Genomic DNA, 19,624 nt, shown 5'->3' with positions numbered 1-19,624 from the left:
GAGTACATCTGAGGGAGACTGGTCGGCTGTCAGGCCGCCATCGCGAGCAAGCTCAGCTCCTACAGTATCGGGGGACATCTGTAAGAGCCAGGTCGGCCCGAAGGCCGCCTCGGTTCACTCTTCCTCACCCTCAGGCACAACCTTGTTCTGAGTCAAATAGCGGTCAAGCGTCGCATTGTTGTCAGGCGAAGAATTATCCCCCGCCACCTGCCACAAGCGCCGCTCAATCCCCTGCGCCAGCAAATGCCCAACGGCCGCCTCGATCGCCGACAACACACACAACTGCGCCGGCTCGTTCGTGGTGTACCCGACCTCAGCCTCCAGCAATTTCTTGAACTCGATAAACTTGAACACCCCGGCACTGCGCCCGACAGAGTAAATCGTCTTGCTCGTCATCACATTGGCCAACACCTGCCCACTACGAACATCCACCGCACGAAGGTTCACCGACACCTGATCCACCCGATACTCACGGGAAATATCGATCCCCAGATACCGCGCCCCTTCCCCGCCACTGCGCACGTTGGTGTCATAGGCAATAATCCCGCCCTCAAGCATCAAATTGGCCGCCTGCAACGGTGGCAACTCACCCTGGATATTCACCGGCGTATTCGGCTTCTTCTGCGAGGCGCGAATGATCTTGCGCTCGGTCAACAGGTTCTGCAGCCCTTCACGCTCCAGCACCACAAACCAGCCACTGGCCTGCAGCGCATCCATCAACATGCTCGCCGCGCCCTGGGTCACGCTGGTGGAAAAGGAACTGGCCGGGGTCGGTTTGTACTGCCCGGTCTGGTCCCGGAAGCCATACACCACCGCCATCAACCGGCCCTTGGGTCGTGGCATGTTCAGCAAGTCGTAATAGGTCGACGCCCGAGGTGTCAGGGTCGGTGATTCGGTGTCCTGCTCGGCCCCCATCGGCTCGCGCAAACTGCACCCTTGTAATGCCGCCAACATCAGCCCTAGCGCTATTATTTTTTTCATGTCCTTAACTCCCCATCGATCCAAGTCCCCCGTCAAGGGGCCAGGCCATTCACCTGGATTTCGGAAACTTCACCGGTCGCTCGGTCGGTCACTTCAATAGTCAGTGCACCGGAGTCGTCGATGACGTTCACAACAAAAGCGTCGGTGGTCAGGCTCCCGGCATTGCCCGCGGAGATGTTGTCCATCAACTGCCCTAGCAGCCGTGATTGCAGCTGACTGGTGAAGCGCTCCAGGGCCGACGTGCCGGCCGCGCTGGTACGGTTCTTCAAGTCAGGGTCGTCGTAATCGTTCTGCGCCTGGGCGTTGTTGAGCAACCAGGTCCCGTTCAGCGGGTTGCCGCCAAACGACGGGTTGATCGGCGTGTAGACCAGCTCCGTGGCCTGGACCAGCCCACAGCTGCCCAGCCCCAATAACCACATGCCCGTGCGTTTCGAGAAAGTTCCAGTGTTCATAGTTCGTCCCTCTCAAGGTCGGTGGTGTCCTGCAACAAGGTTTCCAGCTTGCGCTGGACGATCTGCACGCGGACCAGATCGGCAGCCTCATAGGCCTCGTCCTTCAACTCCACAGTGTTCGGCGGCAGGAAGCGCCGATAAACCAATCGTTGCTGATATTCCACGGTCACCAGGCTGCCCCAGCGTGCCGAAGGTCGTTCACGCACCACCAGGTTGAAATCCATCGGGCTGGTGGCGCGCAGGCGTTCACTGAACGAGTAGTAAAAGTCGTGGCCGATGTGCGAGATCGTGTCGTCGACGATAAAACCCATCATTTCGTCTTCTTCGGCAGCCGACACGAAGGACGTCATCAGCATCAGGACCAGGGCCGGTAGCCAGTGTCTGTTCATGGCAACACCGCCCCAACACCCGAGTCGTTTTTGGATTGGCCTTTGGGCGCGGACGCGCTATCGAGGAAGGCCTTCTCGGCCACGAACTGCCAGTCCTTGTAGCTCGCCATGCCGGTGAAGTCCGACCATTGAGTGGGAAAATCCGCCTGCTTGAGCGGCGTGTCCGTGGAGGGGCTGCTGAGGCCGGTGATGCGTCCGTCAAAACCGCGCATCAACGTCCATTCGCCACCCCCAATCGGGTCCGGGTACAAGTTGCGCAAGTGACGTTTTGGCGACGGAAAACGCTCGTCCTGCAACAGGTCCGCCAGCTCCTTCGGGTACTGGGCCAGGCCAGGTGAACTGCGGTAATAACTGCGCAATGCCTGGGCATATTGAGTGCCGACCCAGAGCAACTGCCGTTCACGATCACGGCGCGAGGCGGTGGACCACAACTCGCCAGCGCTGGCCAGGCCCATGCCCATCAACATGATCAGAAACAGCACGCCCAGGTAAGTGAACCCGGCCTCATTCGAGGGCTTACCACTCGGAATAAAGGCTGCCATCACGCGCCCTCCCTGTGGCCCCGCTTTTGATATCGGCGACCCCGCCCGGGACGCCGTCAGGCGGCGCCACCAGCACCCAGAGGTCTTTGCGTTCGGCAATCGGGTCCATCGGCGGGTTGCGCAGGTAACGCTGTTCGACCATCTGTTCGATGGAGTCGGGATAACGCCCGGTGTCGCCGTAGTAGTGGTCCAGTGCTTCGCGCATGGCCGACAGGCTCTGGCGCAGCGTGGTCTCTTTCGCGGCCTCGAGGCTGTTGAAATAGCGTGGCAAGGCGATGGTCATCAAGGTGGCGATGATTGCCATGACCACCATCAGTTCCAGCAGGGTAAAACCCTTTTCCCGACGCATAATCTCACCACTCCCGGTAGGCGATGCCGTTGAGCCCCTTGCCGCGCGCCTTGGAGTAAACGTCAAAAACGTCTACGCCTTCCCGCGGATTCTGAGCCGTGCTGTCGTAGGAGCGCACGCCCCAGCCGCCTTCGTCGTCACGCTTGACCGGTGCCAGCGGGTCATGGGGCACGCGCCGCAAAAAGAAGAACTTGGCGCCCTTGGCGCTGCGCACATCGCGCACACCGTCCACCAGCACTTGCAGGTTCGGCGGGTAGCCGCTGCTGTTCAGGGATTTCTCGATGTAGCCGGCGTCGAACGCACGTTTATAGGCGTCGATGGCATCGCGAATCTGATACAGCGCCGTGCGCAGTTCCTGCTCCTTGCCCCGGCGCACCACGGTCTCGGTCAACGGCGCAGCCATGCCGGCCAGCAGGCCGATCAGGGCCAGCGTCACAACGACTTCGATCAGGGTAAAACCGCGTTGCGAGGCGTTCATGATCAAGGCTTCTCGACGACAACGCGGGTGGAAGCAACCGGAGCGCTCAGGGCCTCTGGGCGAATCGCCGAGTCCATCCCACGGTCCGGTGCCTGAATGTGCATGCTGGTTTCGGTACCGGTGGTGAACTCCATGTCCGACGGGCTCTGGTACGGCAGGTTGCGCACGATCCGCGGCGTGATCGACAGCACCAGCTCCGACTTGCCGACGGTGTCCTTGTTGCTGCCGAACAAGCGGCCAAGACCTGGAATGTCGCCAAGGCCGGGGATTTTGTTGCCGGTGGCGCCATGGTCGTTACGCATCAGGCCAGCGAGGATCTGGGTTTCGCCGTCATGCAGACGCAGGGTGGTCTGGGCGTTGCGGGTGTCGACCTGAACCGGAATCGTGCCCTGGCGGGTCGGTTCCAGTGGCGTGGCGTTACTCACTTCCAGGGCGATTTTGATCGCCACTTCGTTGTTCAGGTGCACGGTCGGCTGTACTTCAAGTTTAAGACCGACATCGAGGTAGGTGACGCTTTCGGTGATCACCGGGCCTTGAGTCGAGGGCACCGAGGTGGCGCTGATGATCGGTACGCGCTGACCAATGTGGATGCGCGCCTGTTCGCGGTTGCTGACGCGAATCACCGGGCTGGCCAGGGTGTTGATGTCGTTGTCCTGGGCGTTGATCTTGGCCTGCGGTGACGGCGAGATGGAGATTCGGCTGGAGTTGATGCCTTTGAGTTGATCGAGCAGGGTCACGGCCGAGCCGTCGCTGTTGACCACGCCGAAGGTGTTCGGCCATTGCAGGCCAAGGTCGAGAATCCGCTGAGTGGCGACTTCCATCACCTCCACTTCCAGCACCACTTCAGGGTTGGACTGGTCCTGCGATTGCAGGAGTTTTTCGGCCATGCGGATAGCGTCTTCAGAGTCGCGCATGGTCAGGGTATTGAGGCGTTCGTCGACGAACACGTCGCGGGTCTTGAGCATGGTTTTGATCATGTTCAGCGCGGTGTTGGCATCGATGCTGGTCAGGTAGAAGGTGCGCATCACCAGCTCCTGGTAATCCTTGAGCTTCTGCGGTGAGTCCGGGTAGATCAGCAAGGTGTTTTCATTCACCACTTTCTGGTGCAGCTGGTTCTGTTGCAGCAGCAGTTCCACGGCGTCTTCTATGCGCACGTCACGCACGAAGATGGTGGCTTTCATGTCCGGGCGCAGGTCCTTGTCGAAGATGAAGTTCAAACCGGCGACCTGCGACAGCACTTCGAAGATGGTTTTCAGGTTGGCTTCGCGAAATTCCAGGGTCACCGGCCGATCGAGACGGGTCCGCAGTTGTGGATACGCAATCACGTTGCGGCTTTGCACCAGGCGGACGTCGCTTTGCAGCTCCAGCGCCCCTTCATTCTTCGGGTCCAGTTCTAGGATCTGTTTCACCTGGCGGTCGGCACCGTAGATGTCACCGCGACGCAGGTCACCACGGGCCAGTTCGAGTTTTTCATCCAGGCTGCGCATGTGATCGAGCTGGCGCAGCGAGTCCTGGGCCCGGCGGTTGTTCGGTTCGATGGTCAACACCCGGCTGTAAGCCTGGCGGGCAGACGCGAAATCACGCTGGGCGCGATCCACGTCGCCCTGGGTCAACAGCGCTGTCACTGCACGAGCACGGCTGCTGTTCAGGGCCAGGTGCAGCTCGGTGTTGCGAGGGTTGTCCTTCAGCCCTTCCTCGATGCGGGCCAGGCCGGCTTCGTATTGTCCCGACGCCATCAGGTCGGTCGCCTCTTGCTTGGCAACCTGCGCCGAACTGCACGCGGCCAGTCCTGCACAAAGGCAAAGGTTCATCAGCGCTCCTATGGTACTACGGCATGATCTGATCATTGCGTGCTCCCCACAGACAAAGTCTGAGACAAATGCAGAGGCAGGTAGACAAAGCTGAGTTCCACGTCGGAAATCCCCTCGATCCGCCAGGTGTCGTCGATCACATCCCCCTTGCGTACGACGTATATTTTTTCGCCGTTCTGCAAAAACACTTGCAGGTCGGAACGGTCATTCAGCTTGCCAATGAACTGGAAAGGCATCGGTGGTGCCGTCGGGACTTGCACCACCGGGGTCAGGTTGACGGGTTGTTCGGTGACGGTGGCGAGCTGCGGCGCAACCTTCCAGCTGCGGGAGGCGAACAGGTCGCCAACCGGGCTCAGGTCCTTGACCGCTGCCGATGTTTTGCCGGCGGACGCGGCGGGCAGCGCACCACGGGTTTTGCTGTTGGTCGGGGTGGCCACGGCGGCAACCAACGCATCGCCCTCCTCTGACGACGTGAAGTATTCAGGCAACCAGGTCAGCGCCGCCGCCACACCGAAGAACGCCACCCAACCCACTACGCGTTTGGGATTCATCATGACCTCGACAGGTAAAGGGTCATGCGGATCCGCCCGGTCAGGTCGGTGTCGGCGATTTTTTTACGCTGGAACTCCACGTCCTCCACCACCACCGCCGGCAACTGGCCGAGCAAGGCGTGCAGGAAGCGCCGCAGTTGCGGGTAGCTGCCGCGCACCGGCAGCAGAATCTGATAACGGGCCAGGTGCGTCTTGGGGTCGATGCCCAGGGAATATTCGCCACGGGCCAGGGTGATGTGCTCCTGAGCCGCCAGTGCGTAAATCTTGTCGATGGCCACGGTGGCCTGCGGCTGGGACGGCAACTTGCTGCGGAAGTCGTCGAGCTGACGTTGCGGCACCACCGGCGCGGCAACACTGCCGTCTTCGACTTTGGCCAGGTATTCGCCGGCTTCGCGCGTCTGCTGGCTGAGCGTTTGCAGCGACTGCCAGTCCGGCATCAGGCCCACCAGGCCATACACCAGCGCCAGCAGCAACATCGCCAGCCCTGCCAGGCCGGGAATGCCCAAGCCTTGCAGGTATTCGTGGACGATCAATCTAGGGATTTGCATCGCCAATCTCCCAGCTAGCCGACAGGTTGAATTGCACCGGGTGTTCCGGCACGTTCGCGACGATTTCGTGGCTGAGCAGCGACACATCGGACAGCTCGTCGCTGGCTTCGAGGCTGCGGTGGAAGTCGAGCATAACTTCCAGATCCCGCGCTTCGGCGCTGATTCGCACCTGGCCTTTGCGGGCATCCGGGGTCAGGGTCAGCAAGGCAATGTCGTCCCGGGGCATGGCTTCGAGCATGGCGAACAGACGCTCCCATGGCCGGCGCAATTGCTGGGACACCTTGCGCATCTCGGCCAGGTTGTGCGCCTGTTCGCGGGTTTCGGCCGGGGTCAGGCTGACTTTGCCGCCCGTGTCGCCGGTAAGTACGCGCTGAGTGGTTTGCAAGTGGCCTTGCTGTTGCGCGGCCTGTTCGCTGAGGTGCTGCTGAACCAGCACGCAGGTCAGCGTCAGCACCACGCCACCGACCAGCAGGCTCCAGCCCAGAGGGCCCGAGCGACGGCGCGGCTGGAAGTCGAGCATCAGGGCGCGCATGTCAGGCCACCGCCCGGGACATGACGTACAAGCCATCGCGTACGGATGTCCGGTGTTCTTCGAGGGTGCGCAGGTGCACACCGGGTACGTCAGGGTGCGAGTCAATGCGTGCCGGCGCGTGCAAGTAAACGTTCAGCGGCCGTTCGCTGGTGGACGCCTGCAATTGGTTTTCACGCCCGATCAATGCAGTCAGTGCAGCATCGCTGTCGCTGCTGCCCACCGAACGCACCGATGCCCAGCGCCCTTCCCGCGCCAGCAACAAAACACTGCGCACCGGCTCGGCGACCACGAACAGGAAGTCGCCGGCGTCGAAGCTTTTATCGAAATGATTGAACGCCGCCATCAGGTACGGCTGCACCGACCGCAGGCGCAGGCCACGCCCCGTGACCAGCGTGCGCAGATGCGTCAGCAAGTCTTGCGGCAGCGCGGTGGCGACCCGGTCGTAGCCCGCCGGTTCGGCCGACAGCACCATGCTCCAGGGTTGCGTCGGCACGCCGTAAAGGTCTTCGAAACACAGTTGGGCAAACCCGAGCAATTCGGCAGGGCTGCTGATCTGTTCGCTCCAGGGCACCAGACAGAAGCGGCTGAAGTGCCCGGAGATCACCACACTCAATTCGGCACCGGGACGGGTGTGTTCGCCCAGCAGACGGTCGAGGGTGTCCAGCGCCACGGCCCAGGCATGGAAGCCTTCGTCGATAAAGCCGACACTCCCCAGCCACAAGGTTTCACTGCCACGGCGCTGGCCCAGACCGACGCCACTGGCGCCGAGCACGGCGACAAAACGATCACGAGATAAAAGTGACACGATTGATCTCCTCGAGCGTGGTCCGCCCCTCTGCAACCAGCTCCAGTGCCGACTCGCGCAACAGGCGCAAGCCACGGCTGCACGCCAGGGCCTTGATTTTCGAAATGGGTTGGCGCTCGACGATCATTTGCCGCAGCTCGTCGTCGAGGTGCAGCAGTTCGGCAATCGCCGTACGCCCGCGGTAACCGGTGCCCCGGCAATGACCACAGCCCTTGCCGTGGACGAAGTGGTAGTGATCGACCTGTTGCGGATCGAGGCCCGAGAGGCGCAATTCTTCATCGGTCGGGTAAGCCGGCGCGCTGCAACTGGCGCAGACCAGTCGGATCAGCCGCTGGGCCAGCACCGCATTGAGTGCCGAAACGAGGCTGTAAGGGTCGATTTCCATCTGGGTGAACCGGCCGATCACGTCGAACACGTTGTTGGCGTGAATGGTGGTGAACACCAGGTGTCCGGTGAGCGCCGATTGCACGGCGATCTGCGCGGTGTCGGGGTCGCGGATTTCACCGACCATGATCTTGTCCGGGTCATGGCGCAGGATCGAGCGCAAACCACGGGCGAAAGTCAGGCCTTTCTTTTCGTTGACCGGGATTTGCAGCACGCCCGGCAGTTGGTATTCCACCGGGTCTTCAATGGTGATGATCTTTTCAACGCCGTGGTTGATCTCGGTGATCATCGCGTACAGCGTGGTGGTTTTGCCGCTACCGGTGGGGCCGGTCACCAGCACCATGCCGTAAGGTTCGGCCGCCAGCCGACGCAGATGGCGCAGGGTTTCTTCTTCGAAGCCCAGGGCTTGCAACTGCACGCCGCAAACCTTGTCGGCCAGGTCCTGTTTGTCGAGGACCCGCAGCACCGCGTCTTCGCCGAAAATGCTCGGCATGATCGACACCCGAAAGTCGATCTGCCGGCCGCTGATGCCGATCTTGAAGCGACCGTCCTGGGGCACGCGTTTTTCGCCGATGTCCAGTTCGGCCATGACCTTGACCCGGGAAATCACTTGCTCGGCGAATTCGCTGCCCTGGATTTTGCTGATGTTGTTGAGCACGCCATCGATCCGGTACTTGATCACCAGGCCGCTGCCGGTAGTGCCCAGATGGATATCGCTGGCGTGCATTTTCAGCGCGTCGTAGAGGGTCGAGTTGACCAGTTTGACGACGACGCTGGCGTCCTCGCTGATGCTGGTCAGGGACAGGCTTTGCAGGGTATCGATTTCGACATTGGCGTCGGCCTGGGCGTTGAGCGATTCCACGGCGTGGAAGCTCTCTTCGTGGCGTGCCAGGTAGGCCTTCAGGTCGTCGGCATGCACCAGGTACAGCGGCGCGCCGTGCAGGCAGTCGTCGATCCAGGCCAGGCGTGAGGTATCGAAGGGGTCGGCAAACACACCGATGACCGCATCGTCGTGACGCAGCAGGATGAATTCACGCTTCAGGCATTGGGCCAGGGTGACCCGGTCGAACACCGGGGTGGCTTTGAACAGGCTGTCGGTGTCGAGCACCGGATAATGCAGGGTCGCGCCGAGGCTCTGGATGAAGGGCATGGGGGCCAGCTCGCACACCCCCCCGAGGGCTTCCAGTACCCGTTCGCCGGAACTGGCGGCCAGGGAGCGTGCCTGGGCCAGTTGCTCACTGGAAAATCGAGACGGTACACAGTCCGACAGCGCCGGTTCGACGACAAGGGATAGACGGTCCATGGCATGCTCTCCAACGCCGGGGGCTTTGAGCCCTGTCGACGCGGCAGGCCATTGCGGCGATTGCCGGAACGTCTTGTCGCGCCACTACTCCCCGGTGAGCAATTGTTCGTCGCCTGGTGCCTTGGAGGTCGATAGACTTCGTCGACGATCTGCCAGCACCCAACTGCCGTCGTACAACTGCAGCGGGAAACTCTCGGTCCTGCTCTGGCGTCGTTCGACAAAACCTTGCGAATTGCTCATGCCTGCTTTGGCTTCGCGCTCCATCCCCAGAAGGTCGCAGACTGCTCGGGCCAATTCCGCCAATGGAAACGGTTTGAACAGGATATGGCTGACTCCCAGTTGCCGGGCCCGCTCACAGACTTCAGCGGTTGGGTGCCCGGTAATCAGCACAAAATGACACTTCCTGTTCTGGCGGACAGCATCGAGCACCTCAAAGCCTTCCATGTCGGGCAAGCGGTAATCGAACACCATCACATCGGGTGCAAACTGTTCGGCTTCACCGATACCCGCCGCACCGTCATGTGCAATCCGGACGTCGAGCTCTTGCGCCTGAAGGTAATCCTTGAGGTTTTCGGCAAGGAGCTGTTCGTCTTCGACAACCAGTACTTTGTTTAACAAGGTCGACTCCTTGAAACCGCAGGTCCGATGTTTCAGCCCTGGGAGTACGCGCCTTCACTGAGGCTAACGCACACTTCATGCCAGGCTGAGCGCCGGTTTTTTACCGTTGCACGTCTTTGATTTTCATGAAAAAACCATTTCATCCAGAAACTCCATCCCCCAAAGGCGGGGAAGCACTCGGATGTACCTTGAAGCATTTCCCCACTATTGGGGGAAACCTTCAATCATCGTCAACCCGTTCGATTCGATTGCTTGATCGCAGCTGCGCGAGAACCTGTAGACGAGCCTGAGCTTGTTGCTGTCGGGCAAGGTAAGCCCGGACCATTTCAAGCCCTTGCACCTCTGAGACATCGGTCGCCTCCAAGTGGTTCTGCAGGTAGATCAAATGCCAGCCCAGCGGGGTACGCACCGGTGTACTGACAGCCCCCGGTGCCAGGGCAAAAGCCGCCGCTTCGAATTCAGGCATCATCCGCCCACGAGGAAAATAGCCCAGATCACCGCCCTCGCTGGCGGAAGCGTCTTCGGAACCGGCCCGGGCCACGCTGGCAAAATCCTCACCCTGACTGATTTTCACCTGCATCTCCTCTAAGCGTAGCCGGGCTGCTTCAACTGTGGCGGCATCCGCGCCTTGAGGCACTTTGATCAGGATGTGCCGTGCCTGGATTTGTTCCGGCCGGCTCATCTCGGCGCGATGCTCTTCATAGAACGCACGGACCTGTTTTTCGTCAGGCCCGGCGACCTGGGTGAGGTCGGCAAACACTTGCTGGGCTGCGAGCTCACGGTGGGTGTACTCGGTGTAACCGACTTCGTCGAAACCGGCCTCTTCCAGGCGCCGGGCGAACACGTCGGCACCGCCCATGGCCTGCCGGGTCTGATCGACCAGGCGTTGCACCACCGCGTCACTGACCACCACCCCGCGCTTGACGGCTTCCTGCCACAGCAATTCTTTGTCAATCAAGGCGGTCAGTGCCGCCTGACGCAATTGCTTGTAGGCCTTGGGGTTGCGGATGCTGCCCAGCGCCCGGCCCTGGTCCTCCAGGTATTCGGCGAAATAGCGCTCCAGGCGCAATTCGGAAATTTCCTCGCCATTGACCCGCGCGGCGGCCGGGCCATTGCTGCAGAACGCCACGGGAACCCACATCGTGAGCAGGAGCAACAGAGTCTTGAGCGGCATGATCCAGACCTCCAGTCAGGGTGTAGCGGCAATGGGTTTATAGGGAGCGACCAGATAAAAGCGCTGGCCGGGCAAGTCCACGGTGACGATATGCGCGCCACGCAAGCCGAGGCGGCGGCCAGGACCGAAGCTGATCAGCGGGGTCAGCCCGGTATCGAAGTCATGCAGGCCTTCCAGCGCACTGATGAGTTTCTCGCGGCTGGCGTCGCGCCCGGCCTGTTTCATGCCTTCGCTGAGCAGCAACATCGAACTGAACGCGCCGACTTGCAGCATCGCATGCTGACCGCCGAGCCCCTGGCGTTCGCGCAGTTGGGTCAGGGCCAGGCGTCCGGCCAGCGTCCAGTCACTGGGCACGAACGGATAAGCCAGAAACACCCGCCGGGAAAAATCACTGGGCACCTGCAACAGATCACCCGCCACCTGATTCGACGCAGCGAACAGATAAGGCACCTGCCCCGCCGCCTGCAAGCGCTCGGCGAGGCGACTGAAACCGCCGCCGCTGCCCAGGTAAAACACCGAACGCGAGCCCAGTGGCAGTTCGTCTTGCGCCGAGTCGTAAACTTTCAGACTGATCTTTTGCCAGGCGCGATCCTGCAAGTACTGGCCGAGGCTCTGCGCCGCCAGCCGTTGACTGGGCTCGTCCGGGTAAGTGATCAGCGTCGGTCCCTCGAGCACCCGCAAATTGCGGGTGGCGTAATCGGCCAGGGCGATCAGTTGCTCGCGCAACCCTGGCAGTGGTTCGAAAATCTGTCGACTGACCTGCGCCGTACCCAACAACGACAGCGGTCCGATCAGCGGAATGCCGGCCCGTTCCAGGCGCGCGGCCAGGTCTGAGTCCAGTGCCGGTGCCAGTGGCGCGATCAGGGCGAACACCTGTTCCTGCTCAATCAATTGATCCAACGCCTGCTCGGCACTGGCACGGTCCGGGCCCGGGTCGACGATGCTCAGACGTAACTGTCGACCATGAATCCCGCCGGCGTCGTTGATTCGCGCCACGCTTCCCTTGAGCACCGCCGCCACCGTGGCGCCCTCCTCGCTCAACGGTCCGTGGCGTGGCAACAACGTGCCCAGGTGCAGACTGTCGGGGGTCAGGCCGGGGTCGCGGTCCTCGGCCACGCGTTTGAGGTAAGCCGTGAGGTTGCGCTGATCATTCATCGACAGGACGAAGCGCGGCATCGCCGGGTCGAGCCGATTGTTGCCCGGATCACGCCCTTCCTGAATGGCACGCGCCAACGTGTCTTCGGTATACGCCGGGTACGCACGGCCATTGATGTGCTGCTGGCCGTAGGTGCTGGTGAGTCGCAACCAGCTGAGATCCGGCGGTCGCACCCCGCCTTCGGGCCGCCCCAGGCCATCGGCGCCGTGGCAGTTGGCGCACGGCAGGCTGGTGGCCGGCAACAGCATCCCTGGCGCCCCGACCCGGGCCATGATCGGCTCACCACTCCCGGAAACACCCTCGCGATACAGCCGTTTACCGGCGCTTTCACTGGGGCTCAGCGGCAACGCATCAGCGGCGAAATGCAGGCCGCCGAGCAGTAGCAGGCCGAGAGCGAGTGAAGTTCTCATGGCGCGGGCTCAACGACCGGCCACGGGCATTGTCAGCAACTGCAAGCGCTGGGCAATGGCGGCGGCCGGGGCATCGGGACGGATTTTGCTCCAGCGTTTGTTGGCCACGTCACCCACGATCAGTTGTGTTGAATGCTGCTCGGGGGTCGGCACGGTCTGGCCGATGCGCCCCAATACAAGGTCCATCTGCGCCTTGTCGCCGGTAAGAAAAAGCCAGTGGGGGCCATCGACGCCCTGCTTCAAGGTGTAAGCCTTGAGTACCGCCGGGGTGTCCCGCAGCGGATCACTGGTAAGGGAGATAAAAGTGATGCCGTCCGCCTTGTCGCCCAGCAACTCACGCACTTCCTTGAGCTTGCGGGTGATCAGCGGGCAGGCATCGTTGCAGCTGGTGAAAATCACATTGAGCAGCACCACGCGGTTCTGCAGCGCGTCGCTATAGAAACGCAGGGTCTCGCCGTTCTGGTCCTGCAACGGCGTGTCGGTGAACCAGGTTTTCGCATCGCGGGTGCCGCTGGCTGGCGCTGCGGCAACGGCGGCCACCGCGGGGGCCGGCTCTTCGTGCCCTTCGTGGGCAGACGCTAGCGAACTGAACAGGCATAAGCAAACCGTCAGGGTGATCCAGTCGAGGGCTCTCATGGCTGCTGCTCCATCGCGATGGCCGTGTGCTTGGCGTGAACGTTGCGCTGACCGCTGAGTTTCTCCACTTCACGGGCCAGCACCTTCGGGTCAGTGAAGCCGTAGTAGCGGGTCCAGTGGCGGCTGTTGCCATCCCCCACCAGAATCAATGGCTGATGGCTTTTGAAGTCCCCGCTGAAGGTGCCCAGTCCCTTGAGGGTTTCGTTGATCGACTGCGAGCTGCCGGTCAGCCAGCTCCAGCCCGGGCCTTTCTGGAAGTTGCGGGCGTAGTCGTTCAGGCGTTTGGCGTCATCGCGCTGCGGGTCGATGCTTATCGACACCAGTTGCACTTCGCCGCCGACCCGGGCACCCAGCTGTTTTTGCACTTTGCCCATGATCGACGACACCACCGGACAAACAGTGGTGCAACTGGTGTAGATGAAGCTCATGACCACAATCTTGTTGGTCACCAGGTCTTTTTCCAGGCGCACCGCTTTGCCGTTCTGGTCCACCAGCGCCACGTCGGCGAACTTGACCTGGGCGCTTTCCGAACGGGCGCTTTTGGCCGGCATTTCGTGACCGGCGTGTTCATCCTCCGAGTGGGCCAGGGCCTGGCCGATACCGGCGGCCAGCAGATAGAACGTCAGCAGTCCACGGTGTGCGAATCGGTTCATGTCGAAACTCCTTTCAGTGGGCATCGCCGGGCAGGACCCGAACGCTGGCAAAAGTCTTGTCGTCGAAGCTCGCGCCCAGCGACGCCGCGCGTACGTGCAGGTACCAGGCGCCGTTCTGGTCGAGGGTCACCGGGGCTTCATAAACGCCGTCGCCCACTTCCAGCGCGGCGACTTGCTGGACCCGGGACGTCGGGGCCCGGAAGTAGCGCACCTGAACGTCCTTGACGCCTCTGCGCTGGGCCTTCTGCTTGCCCTGAACGATGCGAAAACGCACCACGTAAGGACTGCCAAGGGCGGCCGTGGACGTGTCGAGCATGAATTCCACCTTCGGCACACCCGGGTGCCGGGTGAGGTTTTTATCCGGCTCAACCAAAGCCGTGAAGCAATGGATGATGTTCGGCTGGTTCAGCAGGAAGGCCACGTCGAAACGCCCGGCAGTGGGCAGTTTGATCCGGGCGCTGTACAGCCCCGGCTCGACTTCGCGCAGGCTGCGGTCGATGACCATCGCCGCCCGCGCCACTTGCCCCCGATTCGGGTAGCCGGACATCGGCGCGTTCATGCCTTCGGCGTAGAAGTAGGTGGTGTTGTCCACCGGGTTGACCACAAACACCGCGTTGTCATCCCGCGACACCGCCAGGCTCGATGCCAGCGGCAGGTCACCGGCCAGCCGTGGCGCCTGAGGCCCCGCTTCGAAGCCCTGGCTGATCGGCGTACGGCCTTCACCCAAGGACGACAGATTGATCATCGTGACCTTGGCCGACGCCAGTCCGCGAATGTAGGCGTAGGCCTTGGTGAACACCACTTGATAAGGTTCGGCGGACACGTCCAGTTCATGGATCAACGAATCGGTGGCCGCGTCGATCACCGAGACCTGGTTCTCCAGGGTGTTGAGCACGATGCCGAAACGACCGTCAGCGCTGAAACCCATCGGGCCCAGGCCCTGTTTCATCTTGATCACCCGCCGGACTGCGAGGCTGGCAGTGTCGACCACGGTCACCGTGCCGTCCTTGCCATCGGCGACATACACCGCCTGGGACAGTGGCGAGTACGCCACGGACAACGGGTGCGAGCCGGTTTTGAGTTGCTTGCTGATGGTCAGGCTGGCGATGTCGATGAGGCTCACCGTCCCGTCATCGCGGTTGGTGACGAAGGCAAAACGACTGTCCTTGCTGAAGGCGATTTCGTGATGCCCGGCACCGGTGGCCAGGTGTTTGAGCGTCTTGAGGCTGCGCGTGTCGATCACCGTCACCCCGGACGCCTCGACCGATTTCGCGTTGTTGCCGACCCACAGCAGACGCTCATCGGGTTGCAATGCCAGCCGTACCGGGTTGCTGCCGGCAGCCACCGAGTCGATCAACTTGAATTGCTCGCTGTCGATCACCGCAATTTCATCGGCGGTCGGCATTGAGACGAACACCCGCTTGTTGTCACGGGGCGTCACCCAATCCATCGGCGGCTGCTTGATATCGATCCGCGCCATCGTGCTGGTGATCCCGCCCACCGACACCGACGGGTCGACCACCGAGACGCTGGCATCGCGGTTCATCACCAGCAGGAAGTAGCTGTTCAGATCGAGCAACGGCCGCGCGCCGATGCTCGATTTCAGAAACACCCCGACCCGGGATTTGCAGCTGTGTTCACGGCCCTGGGCCTGGTCGGCGGCGACAGTTTCCGGATCGAGCCAGGCCCCCGGGTTCACGCCCGACATGGGTTGGCCCGAAGCGCTGTCAGTGACCCGAAAGCGCACGTCGGCGAACTCGCCCTCGCGCAGCACCCCGTCCTGCGCCAGAGGCCGCACCTCGAGCGCCACCGACACCCCGTCACGCTTAAGCGTCTGGCCGCTCCAGGTGTCCGGTAGCGCGACCTCGCTCAGCATGGCCGGGGGCGTCGTGCGCCACACACCCAGCCAGATCAGCGCCAACGCTACAACCAGCGCACCTCCGGCCACTTTGATGGTCCTGTTCATAATGCTTCTCCCCTTTCTAATCTGAGCCTGCCGTAACGCGCCCCTGTGGGAGCGAGCTTGCTCGCGATTGCGTCATTCGCCTCACCACGCAAAACCGAGGTGACTTCATCGCGAGCAAGCTCGCTCCCACAGGGGGGGTGCCATCCACCACCCCATCCCGACTCCTACGGTGCCGGAGCCGGTTCAGGTTCGTTGGTCACCCGCAGCAATCCCCAAAGCCCGGCGGTGTTGCCATAAGCGCCGTAATCACGGAACAGGTAATCGCCCGGTATCGCGTTGCTGCCCCCGGCGCTCGGGTGCATGAAACTGAAGTGCGCCGCCGGCAGGATGCTTTCGCGGGCGCCGATGTACATCGACATCGGGTTGAAACCGAACCGCACCGAACCCACCCCTGGTGTATTCGTCGGATAACCGCCGGTATCGCTCTTCTCCGACTGGAACGGGTTGACCGACCAGACGTGACCGTCAAGCTGGAAGGTCGTGCCGCGACTGCCACCGGTGGGCATCATGATGTGGGTGCGAAACGGTTGCCCCGGTTTCACATACAGCACCGGCGTCTGCGGATCGCCTCCCACCAGCGCGTTGCTGTAAGCCATGTGCGCATTGGGCACGTCACCATAACCATGGCCGTCGGCACGGCCGAATGGCGCATCCGGTGCCAGCCCGAAGCGGAACCACAGCGGCTCGGCCTTGTAGTTGATGGCCATGCTCGAGTTGTCCTGCGGATCGGTCGGCACACCCAAGCCTTCGGCGGCAATGCCTTCGACCGGCCGACCGTTGGCCCAGCGGATGTTCAGGGCTTTTTGCCAGACCATCGCAAAGTCACGGTAGGTGGTTTGCCCCGCAGCGGTGACAGTCGCCGTCACTTTGCGCGCATCGTCAACCCAGGTCGCCCCGATCGGCAGGATGCTCATCGCCCCGCCCAGGCCTTTCTGCGGCTGTTTGATGAAGTCCGCCGGAGTGAAATTCAACCCGCCGAACTCCACCGCCGTGGCGTTGATGTTGTCGACACTGCGGCCCAGTTGCGTGATTGGCTTGCCTTCACGCTCCAGGTGCCCGGCGTAGTACTGATAGGTACGTGTCGGGTACGCGCCGACACTGCCAACACGCGGCGGCACGGTCTGGATCGGGTTGGCGCCGACGTTAGTGCCGTCGGATTTGGTGATGTCGTACGCCAGCAGTTGCGCGTGCAGGCCAACGTGGCTGGACGGCCGCATCAGGTTATTGCTGAAGGTGGTCGCCCCCAGGCCGCTGTTGCGATCACGCTTGACCACGCCTTGCATCACCGCTGTCTGGGTCAGGTCCGGCATGATCATGGGCAGACGGTTTTCCAGGGTGATTTTGATGCAATCACCGGCCGCCGCGCGCAGCACCAGCGGTTCGACAGGCACACCGGGGTTGAGCTTGCCGGTGATCGGGTCGAGATCGCCCTTGCGCACATAAAGGATCGCCGTCGGGTCATGCAGCGGCCCGCTTTGCCCGCCGATGGTGAAGGTCTCACCGTCTTCGGGGTCGGTCACGGTGACCTGCGCAATGCTCACGGGGCGCGAGTTGAACACCAGCGTGCCGCCCGCCGGATTCAACGGCCCGCCGACATGTTGCCCAATCCCCGCCGGATCGCCGATGGACAGGTTCAGCGGGTTGCCGAGGATGTCGTTGGCCAGCGCCGCGACCACTTCATAGTTGCGTTGCACGGTCGGCCGGGTGCCGATGCCATTAGGGTTGGCGCCGTACCGTGGGCAGATACCATCGAACGCCACAGTGTTGCGCATACCCATCGGTTTCGGGTTGTTCGGCAGCGCGAACAGATCGCTGCGCTGGGCCGTGTAGTTGCGCATCACGCCCCAGATCCCGCTCCAGTATCCTTCCAGGGAGGCGTCCATCGAGTACAGGTAGTCACCCGTGGTCGCGGCCGAGCTGGAGACCATCGACACCGGTGCATTGAAGCCCAATTGCTCGGAGATCCCGACCATCTGCGAGGAACGCCAGCCCGAGTTGGAGCTGTTGCCGAACCCGGAACCGCTTTGCAGCCACTTCACACCGTGCAGGGTCACGTTGTGCTCTTCTTCGTGACCGCCGGCATGCACCCGCAGCCGCACGTTGTCACCGGTATAGGTACGCAGCATCGGGGTGAATGGGTCACCCGGTTCTGCGCCGCCACGGTTGATGTGCGGCGGGAACAGCGTAGTGCCGCCGGTGGGACCGGTGGCCGCGGTCACCTGGTTCGGCGCCAGGTTCATCGCCGGGATGGCGCGGTCGGTGCGGCTTTGCATGGCATACGCGAGGTCGCCGCCGAGGCCGTCGGCCTGCATGCCGCGCTTGCCGTCCGGGCCGATCTTGTTCGGGTCGTACACCCGCAGGGCCAGCGGTTCGTTGCGGTAATTGACCACGAACATACCAGGGTCATCGACCGAGATCGCTTGTGGGCATGGCCGGCTTGGGCAACCGGGCACTTGCCCGCCTTGCACTTCGACGATCCCTTCCAGCAGGTTGCTGGCGTTATTGCGCACCGGCGGGTTGATCGCGTAGCGGAAGCTGTCGGCGGTGGCCGGGAAGGCTTGCGGATCGGGCACACCATTGGGGCCGGCGCCAACATACACACCCGCTTCATAGGCGTGCTGGAAGTCGCTGTACTCAAGGAAGAACTCACGGAAGCTGTCGTTCTTGCCGTCACCATCGATGTCACCGGTGGAAATCACCGCTTGCCATGAAGTCGGCCCGCCATCCTGCCGCGCGCCGCTGTACAACGGCTCGCCGGTTTCAGCGTGGAACCAGGTGGAACCGGCCGGCTCGGCCAGCACAGTGGCGTACAGACCGACCTGTTGGTGAGTCGATGGGCCTAAGTGGTCGTGGGTAAAAATGGTCCCCAGCCCACGATCGACACCTTTGGTGTTCACCACCGGATCGACAAACCAGCGCTGCATCGCCGTGCGCGCGCCGACCCAGTCGGCCCGGCCGTATTGGCCAAAGAACGGGTGAGCCTTGGCTTTCGGGCAGGCCGGCGTGCCGTCACGTGGATCGGTGCCTTCGCACTGGTTGAACTCGCGGATGGCGCGGATACGTTCTCGCACGGCCCCCGGGGAAAGCACGCCGTCTTCATAGTTCCAGCCGTTGGACGAACCATCGGCAGACACCAGGTCCCATTTAGGCAGGTGAATGTGCTGGCCGATCACGTCGGTCGGCGTGCGCACCTGATAGTCGTCCATCTCATAGGTGGCCGGCACCAGGTTGGTTTGCTGGTACTGCACGCAGTCGAAGGTGTTCATGCGCATCACCAAAGGCTCAGGTGGGCGCTGCTTGGTGATCACCGGCCAGGCGTCTTCCCACAGAGCGAGAATGCGCGCTTGCGGGAAGTGGTAACCGACCTTGTTGTAGACCGCATCGAACTGAATGTTTGCGGCCTTATAGACCCGTGGACGGTCGGCGGTAAAAGTCGAAGAGCCGGTAAAGGACATGCCGTCGATCCGTTCACCGCTGGCGAACTCGCCGGTGCCGGCGCTGCTGGTCAGGCGTTTTTGCCGGTCATCCATGCAAGGTTCGAAGTAAGGCGCGCCAGCCGTTGGCAACGCGCCGTTGGTGCCAAAGTTGCGCGCCACGATTTGATTACCGGGCAGCACGGCAAAACTTGGATGATCCTTTTTGGCATGGAACGCCATGGCCGCCTGTTCGACTTCGGTGCCCTCTTCCGGCATGTAAATCGGCTTGGCCCGGGTCACTTTCTTGGAGAAATCCAGGGACGTGGTAATGGTTTGCGCCTGGCCACCGGAGGAGAAGCCGTCCAGCGTATGGCGCCCCAGACCGCCGTCCCAGCCACCGGACTGAGCCGGGTCGAGGTTGGCCCACAAGGCGTTGCCGCTGGTTTTCAGGGACTGCGCCTTGGCAGCGT

General features: G+C 62.2%; 18 protein-coding genes and 1 pseudogene. All 19 read right to left on the bottom strand.

All coding sequences use genetic code 11. From position 1 onward, the window contains the following. Nucleotides 1-114 precede the first annotated feature (114 nt). Nucleotides 115-981 carry a CsgG/HfaB family protein gene (locus WLY71_RS22825; RefSeq protein WP_056746588.1) on the bottom strand — a complete coding sequence of 289 codons (867 nt, stop codon included), beginning with the start codon at nt 979-981 and terminating at the stop codon, nt 115-117. A gap of 32 nt (nt 982-1,013) precedes the next feature. Then, complete coding sequence (locus WLY71_RS22820) at nt 1,014-1,433, bottom strand: curli assembly protein CsgF (protein ID WP_056746587.1); 420 nt, start codon at nt 1,431-1,433, stop codon at nt 1,014-1,016. Next, nucleotides 1,430-1,822 (bottom strand): curli production assembly/transport protein CsgE, encoded by a 393-nt coding sequence (csgE, locus tag WLY71_RS22815; protein ID WP_347805349.1) that lies wholly within the window; start codon nt 1,820-1,822, stop codon nt 1,430-1,432. Before csgE ends, WLY71_RS22820 begins: the two co-directional genes overlap by 4 nt. Further along, complete coding sequence (locus WLY71_RS22810) at nt 1,819-2,364, bottom strand: type II secretion system protein (RefSeq protein ID WP_347805348.1); 546 nt, start codon at nt 2,362-2,364, stop codon at nt 1,819-1,821. Before WLY71_RS22810 ends, csgE begins: the two co-directional genes overlap by 4 nt. After that, entirely contained in the window at nt 2,339-2,713 is a 375-nt protein-coding gene (locus WLY71_RS22805) for a type II secretion system protein (protein WP_347805347.1), read from the bottom strand. The genes WLY71_RS22810 and WLY71_RS22805 overlap by 26 nt, the downstream gene beginning before the upstream one ends. Nucleotides 2,714-2,717: 4 nt before the next feature. Next, entirely contained in the window at nt 2,718-3,191 is a 474-nt protein-coding gene (locus tag WLY71_RS22800) for a type II secretion system protein (RefSeq protein WP_347805346.1), read from the bottom strand. Nucleotides 3,192-3,193: 2 nt separating this feature from the next. Beyond that, entirely contained in the window at nt 3,194-5,038 is a 1,845-nt protein-coding gene (locus WLY71_RS22795; protein WP_425589954.1) for a secretin N-terminal domain-containing protein, read from the bottom strand. Continuing rightward, nucleotides 5,035-5,553 (bottom strand): hypothetical protein, encoded by a 519-nt coding sequence (locus WLY71_RS22790; RefSeq protein WP_347805344.1) that lies wholly within the window; start codon nt 5,551-5,553, stop codon nt 5,035-5,037. The genes WLY71_RS22795 and WLY71_RS22790 overlap by 4 nt, the downstream gene beginning before the upstream one ends. Continuing rightward, nucleotides 5,553-6,101 carry a GspMb/PilO family protein gene (locus tag WLY71_RS22785; RefSeq protein ID WP_129443230.1) on the bottom strand — a complete coding sequence of 183 codons (549 nt, stop codon included), beginning with the start codon at nt 6,099-6,101 and terminating at the stop codon, nt 5,553-5,555. The genes WLY71_RS22790 and WLY71_RS22785 overlap by 1 nt, the downstream gene beginning before the upstream one ends. Further along, on the bottom strand, nt 6,088-6,633 hold the full coding sequence (locus WLY71_RS22780) for a pilus assembly protein (protein WP_347805343.1): 546 nt from the start codon (nt 6,631-6,633) through the stop codon (nt 6,088-6,090). The genes WLY71_RS22785 and WLY71_RS22780 overlap by 14 nt, the downstream gene beginning before the upstream one ends. Nucleotide 6,634: 1 nt before the next feature. Further along, nucleotides 6,635-7,438 carry a hypothetical protein gene (locus tag WLY71_RS22775; protein WP_347805342.1) on the bottom strand — a complete coding sequence of 268 codons (804 nt, stop codon included), beginning with the start codon at nt 7,436-7,438 and terminating at the stop codon, nt 6,635-6,637. Then, nucleotides 7,419-9,125, bottom strand: coding sequence for a GspE/PulE family protein (locus WLY71_RS22770; RefSeq protein ID WP_347805341.1), 1,707 nt, complete (start codon nt 9,123-9,125; stop codon nt 7,419-7,421). Before WLY71_RS22770 ends, WLY71_RS22775 begins: the two co-directional genes overlap by 20 nt. 84 nt (nt 9,126-9,209) lie before the next feature. Continuing rightward, nucleotides 9,210-9,743, bottom strand: a complete 534-nt coding sequence (locus WLY71_RS22765; RefSeq protein WP_347805340.1) for a response regulator — start codon at nt 9,741-9,743, stop codon at nt 9,210-9,212. 220 nt (nt 9,744-9,963) lie between these two features. Next, on the bottom strand, nt 9,964-10,917 hold the full coding sequence (locus tag WLY71_RS22760) for a peptidylprolyl isomerase (protein WP_347805339.1): 954 nt from the start codon (nt 10,915-10,917) through the stop codon (nt 9,964-9,966). A 15-nt stretch (nt 10,918-10,932) separates the two neighbouring features. Continuing rightward, nucleotides 10,933-12,483: a cytochrome c/ABC transporter substrate-binding protein gene (locus WLY71_RS22755; protein WP_347805338.1), complete on the bottom strand. Its 1,551-nt coding sequence runs from the start codon at nt 12,481-12,483 to the stop codon at nt 10,933-10,935. Between the two features lie 9 nt (nt 12,484-12,492). Then, entirely contained in the window at nt 12,493-13,119 is a 627-nt protein-coding gene (locus WLY71_RS22750) for an SCO family protein (protein WP_347805337.1), read from the bottom strand. Next, complete coding sequence (locus WLY71_RS22745) at nt 13,116-13,772, bottom strand: SCO family protein (RefSeq protein ID WP_347805336.1); 657 nt, start codon at nt 13,770-13,772, stop codon at nt 13,116-13,118. Before WLY71_RS22745 ends, WLY71_RS22750 begins: the two co-directional genes overlap by 4 nt. A 13-nt stretch (nt 13,773-13,785) precedes the next feature. Then, nucleotides 13,786-15,738 (bottom strand): YncE family protein, encoded by a 1,953-nt coding sequence (locus WLY71_RS22740; RefSeq protein ID WP_347805335.1) that lies wholly within the window; start codon nt 15,736-15,738, stop codon nt 13,786-13,788. Between the two features lie 164 nt (nt 15,739-15,902). Beyond that, nucleotides 15,903-19,624, bottom strand: a pseudogene (locus WLY71_RS22735) (hypothetical protein); the annotation flags it as partial.

This window comes from Pseudomonas rossensis, assembly GCF_039888995.1.
Lineage (GTDB): Bacteria > Pseudomonadota > Gammaproteobacteria > Pseudomonadales > Pseudomonadaceae > Aquipseudomonas > Aquipseudomonas rossensis.
This window is presented reverse-complemented; position numbering and strand designations above follow the sequence as displayed.

Bases quoted from the DNA above. Each gene is read 5' to 3' on its own strand.
- WLY71_RS22740 (WP_347805335.1), bottom strand. From the start codon at position 15,738: ATGAACAGGACCATCAAAGTGGCCGGAGGTGCGCTGGTTGTAGCGTTG.
- WLY71_RS22750 (WP_347805337.1), bottom strand. From the start codon at position 13,119: ATGAGAGCCCTCGACTGGATCACCCTGACGGTTTGCTTATGCCTGTTC.
- WLY71_RS22785 (WP_129443230.1), bottom strand. From the start codon at position 6,101: ATGCAAATCCCTAGATTGATCGTCCACGAATACCTGCAAGGCTTGGGC.
- WLY71_RS22780 (WP_347805343.1), bottom strand. From the start codon at position 6,633: ATGCGCGCCCTGATGCTCGACTTCCAGCCGCGCCGTCGCTCGGGCCCT.
- csgE (WP_347805349.1), bottom strand. From the start codon at position 1,822: ATGAACAGACACTGGCTACCGGCCCTGGTCCTGATGCTGATGACGTCC.
- WLY71_RS22770 (WP_347805341.1), bottom strand. From the start codon at position 9,125: ATGGACCGTCTATCCCTTGTCGTCGAACCGGCGCTGTCGGACTGTGTA.
- WLY71_RS22805 (WP_347805347.1), bottom strand. From the start codon at position 2,713: ATGCGTCGGGAAAAGGGTTTTACCCTGCTGGAACTGATGGTGGTCATG.
- WLY71_RS22800 (WP_347805346.1), bottom strand. From the start codon at position 3,191: ATGAACGCCTCGCAACGCGGTTTTACCCTGATCGAAGTCGTTGTGACG.
- WLY71_RS22790 (WP_347805344.1), bottom strand. From the start codon at position 5,553: ATGAATCCCAAACGCGTAGTGGGTTGGGTGGCGTTCTTCGGTGTGGCG.
- WLY71_RS22755 (WP_347805338.1), bottom strand. From the start codon at position 12,483: ATGAGAACTTCACTCGCTCTCGGCCTGCTACTGCTCGGCGGCCTGCAT.
- WLY71_RS22825 (WP_056746588.1), bottom strand. From the start codon at position 981: ATGAAAAAAATAATAGCGCTAGGGCTGATGTTGGCGGCATTACAAGGG.
- WLY71_RS22795 (WP_425589954.1), bottom strand. From the start codon at position 5,038: ATGATCAGATCATGCCGTAGTACCATAGGAGCGCTGATGAACCTTTGC.
- WLY71_RS22745 (WP_347805336.1), bottom strand. From the start codon at position 13,772: ATGAACCGATTCGCACACCGTGGACTGCTGACGTTCTATCTGCTGGCC.
- WLY71_RS22760 (WP_347805339.1), bottom strand. From the start codon at position 10,917: ATGCCGCTCAAGACTCTGTTGCTCCTGCTCACGATGTGGGTTCCCGTG.
- WLY71_RS22810 (WP_347805348.1), bottom strand. From the start codon at position 2,364: ATGGCAGCCTTTATTCCGAGTGGTAAGCCCTCGAATGAGGCCGGGTTC.
- WLY71_RS22820 (WP_056746587.1), bottom strand. From the start codon at position 1,433: ATGAACACTGGAACTTTCTCGAAACGCACGGGCATGTGGTTATTGGGG.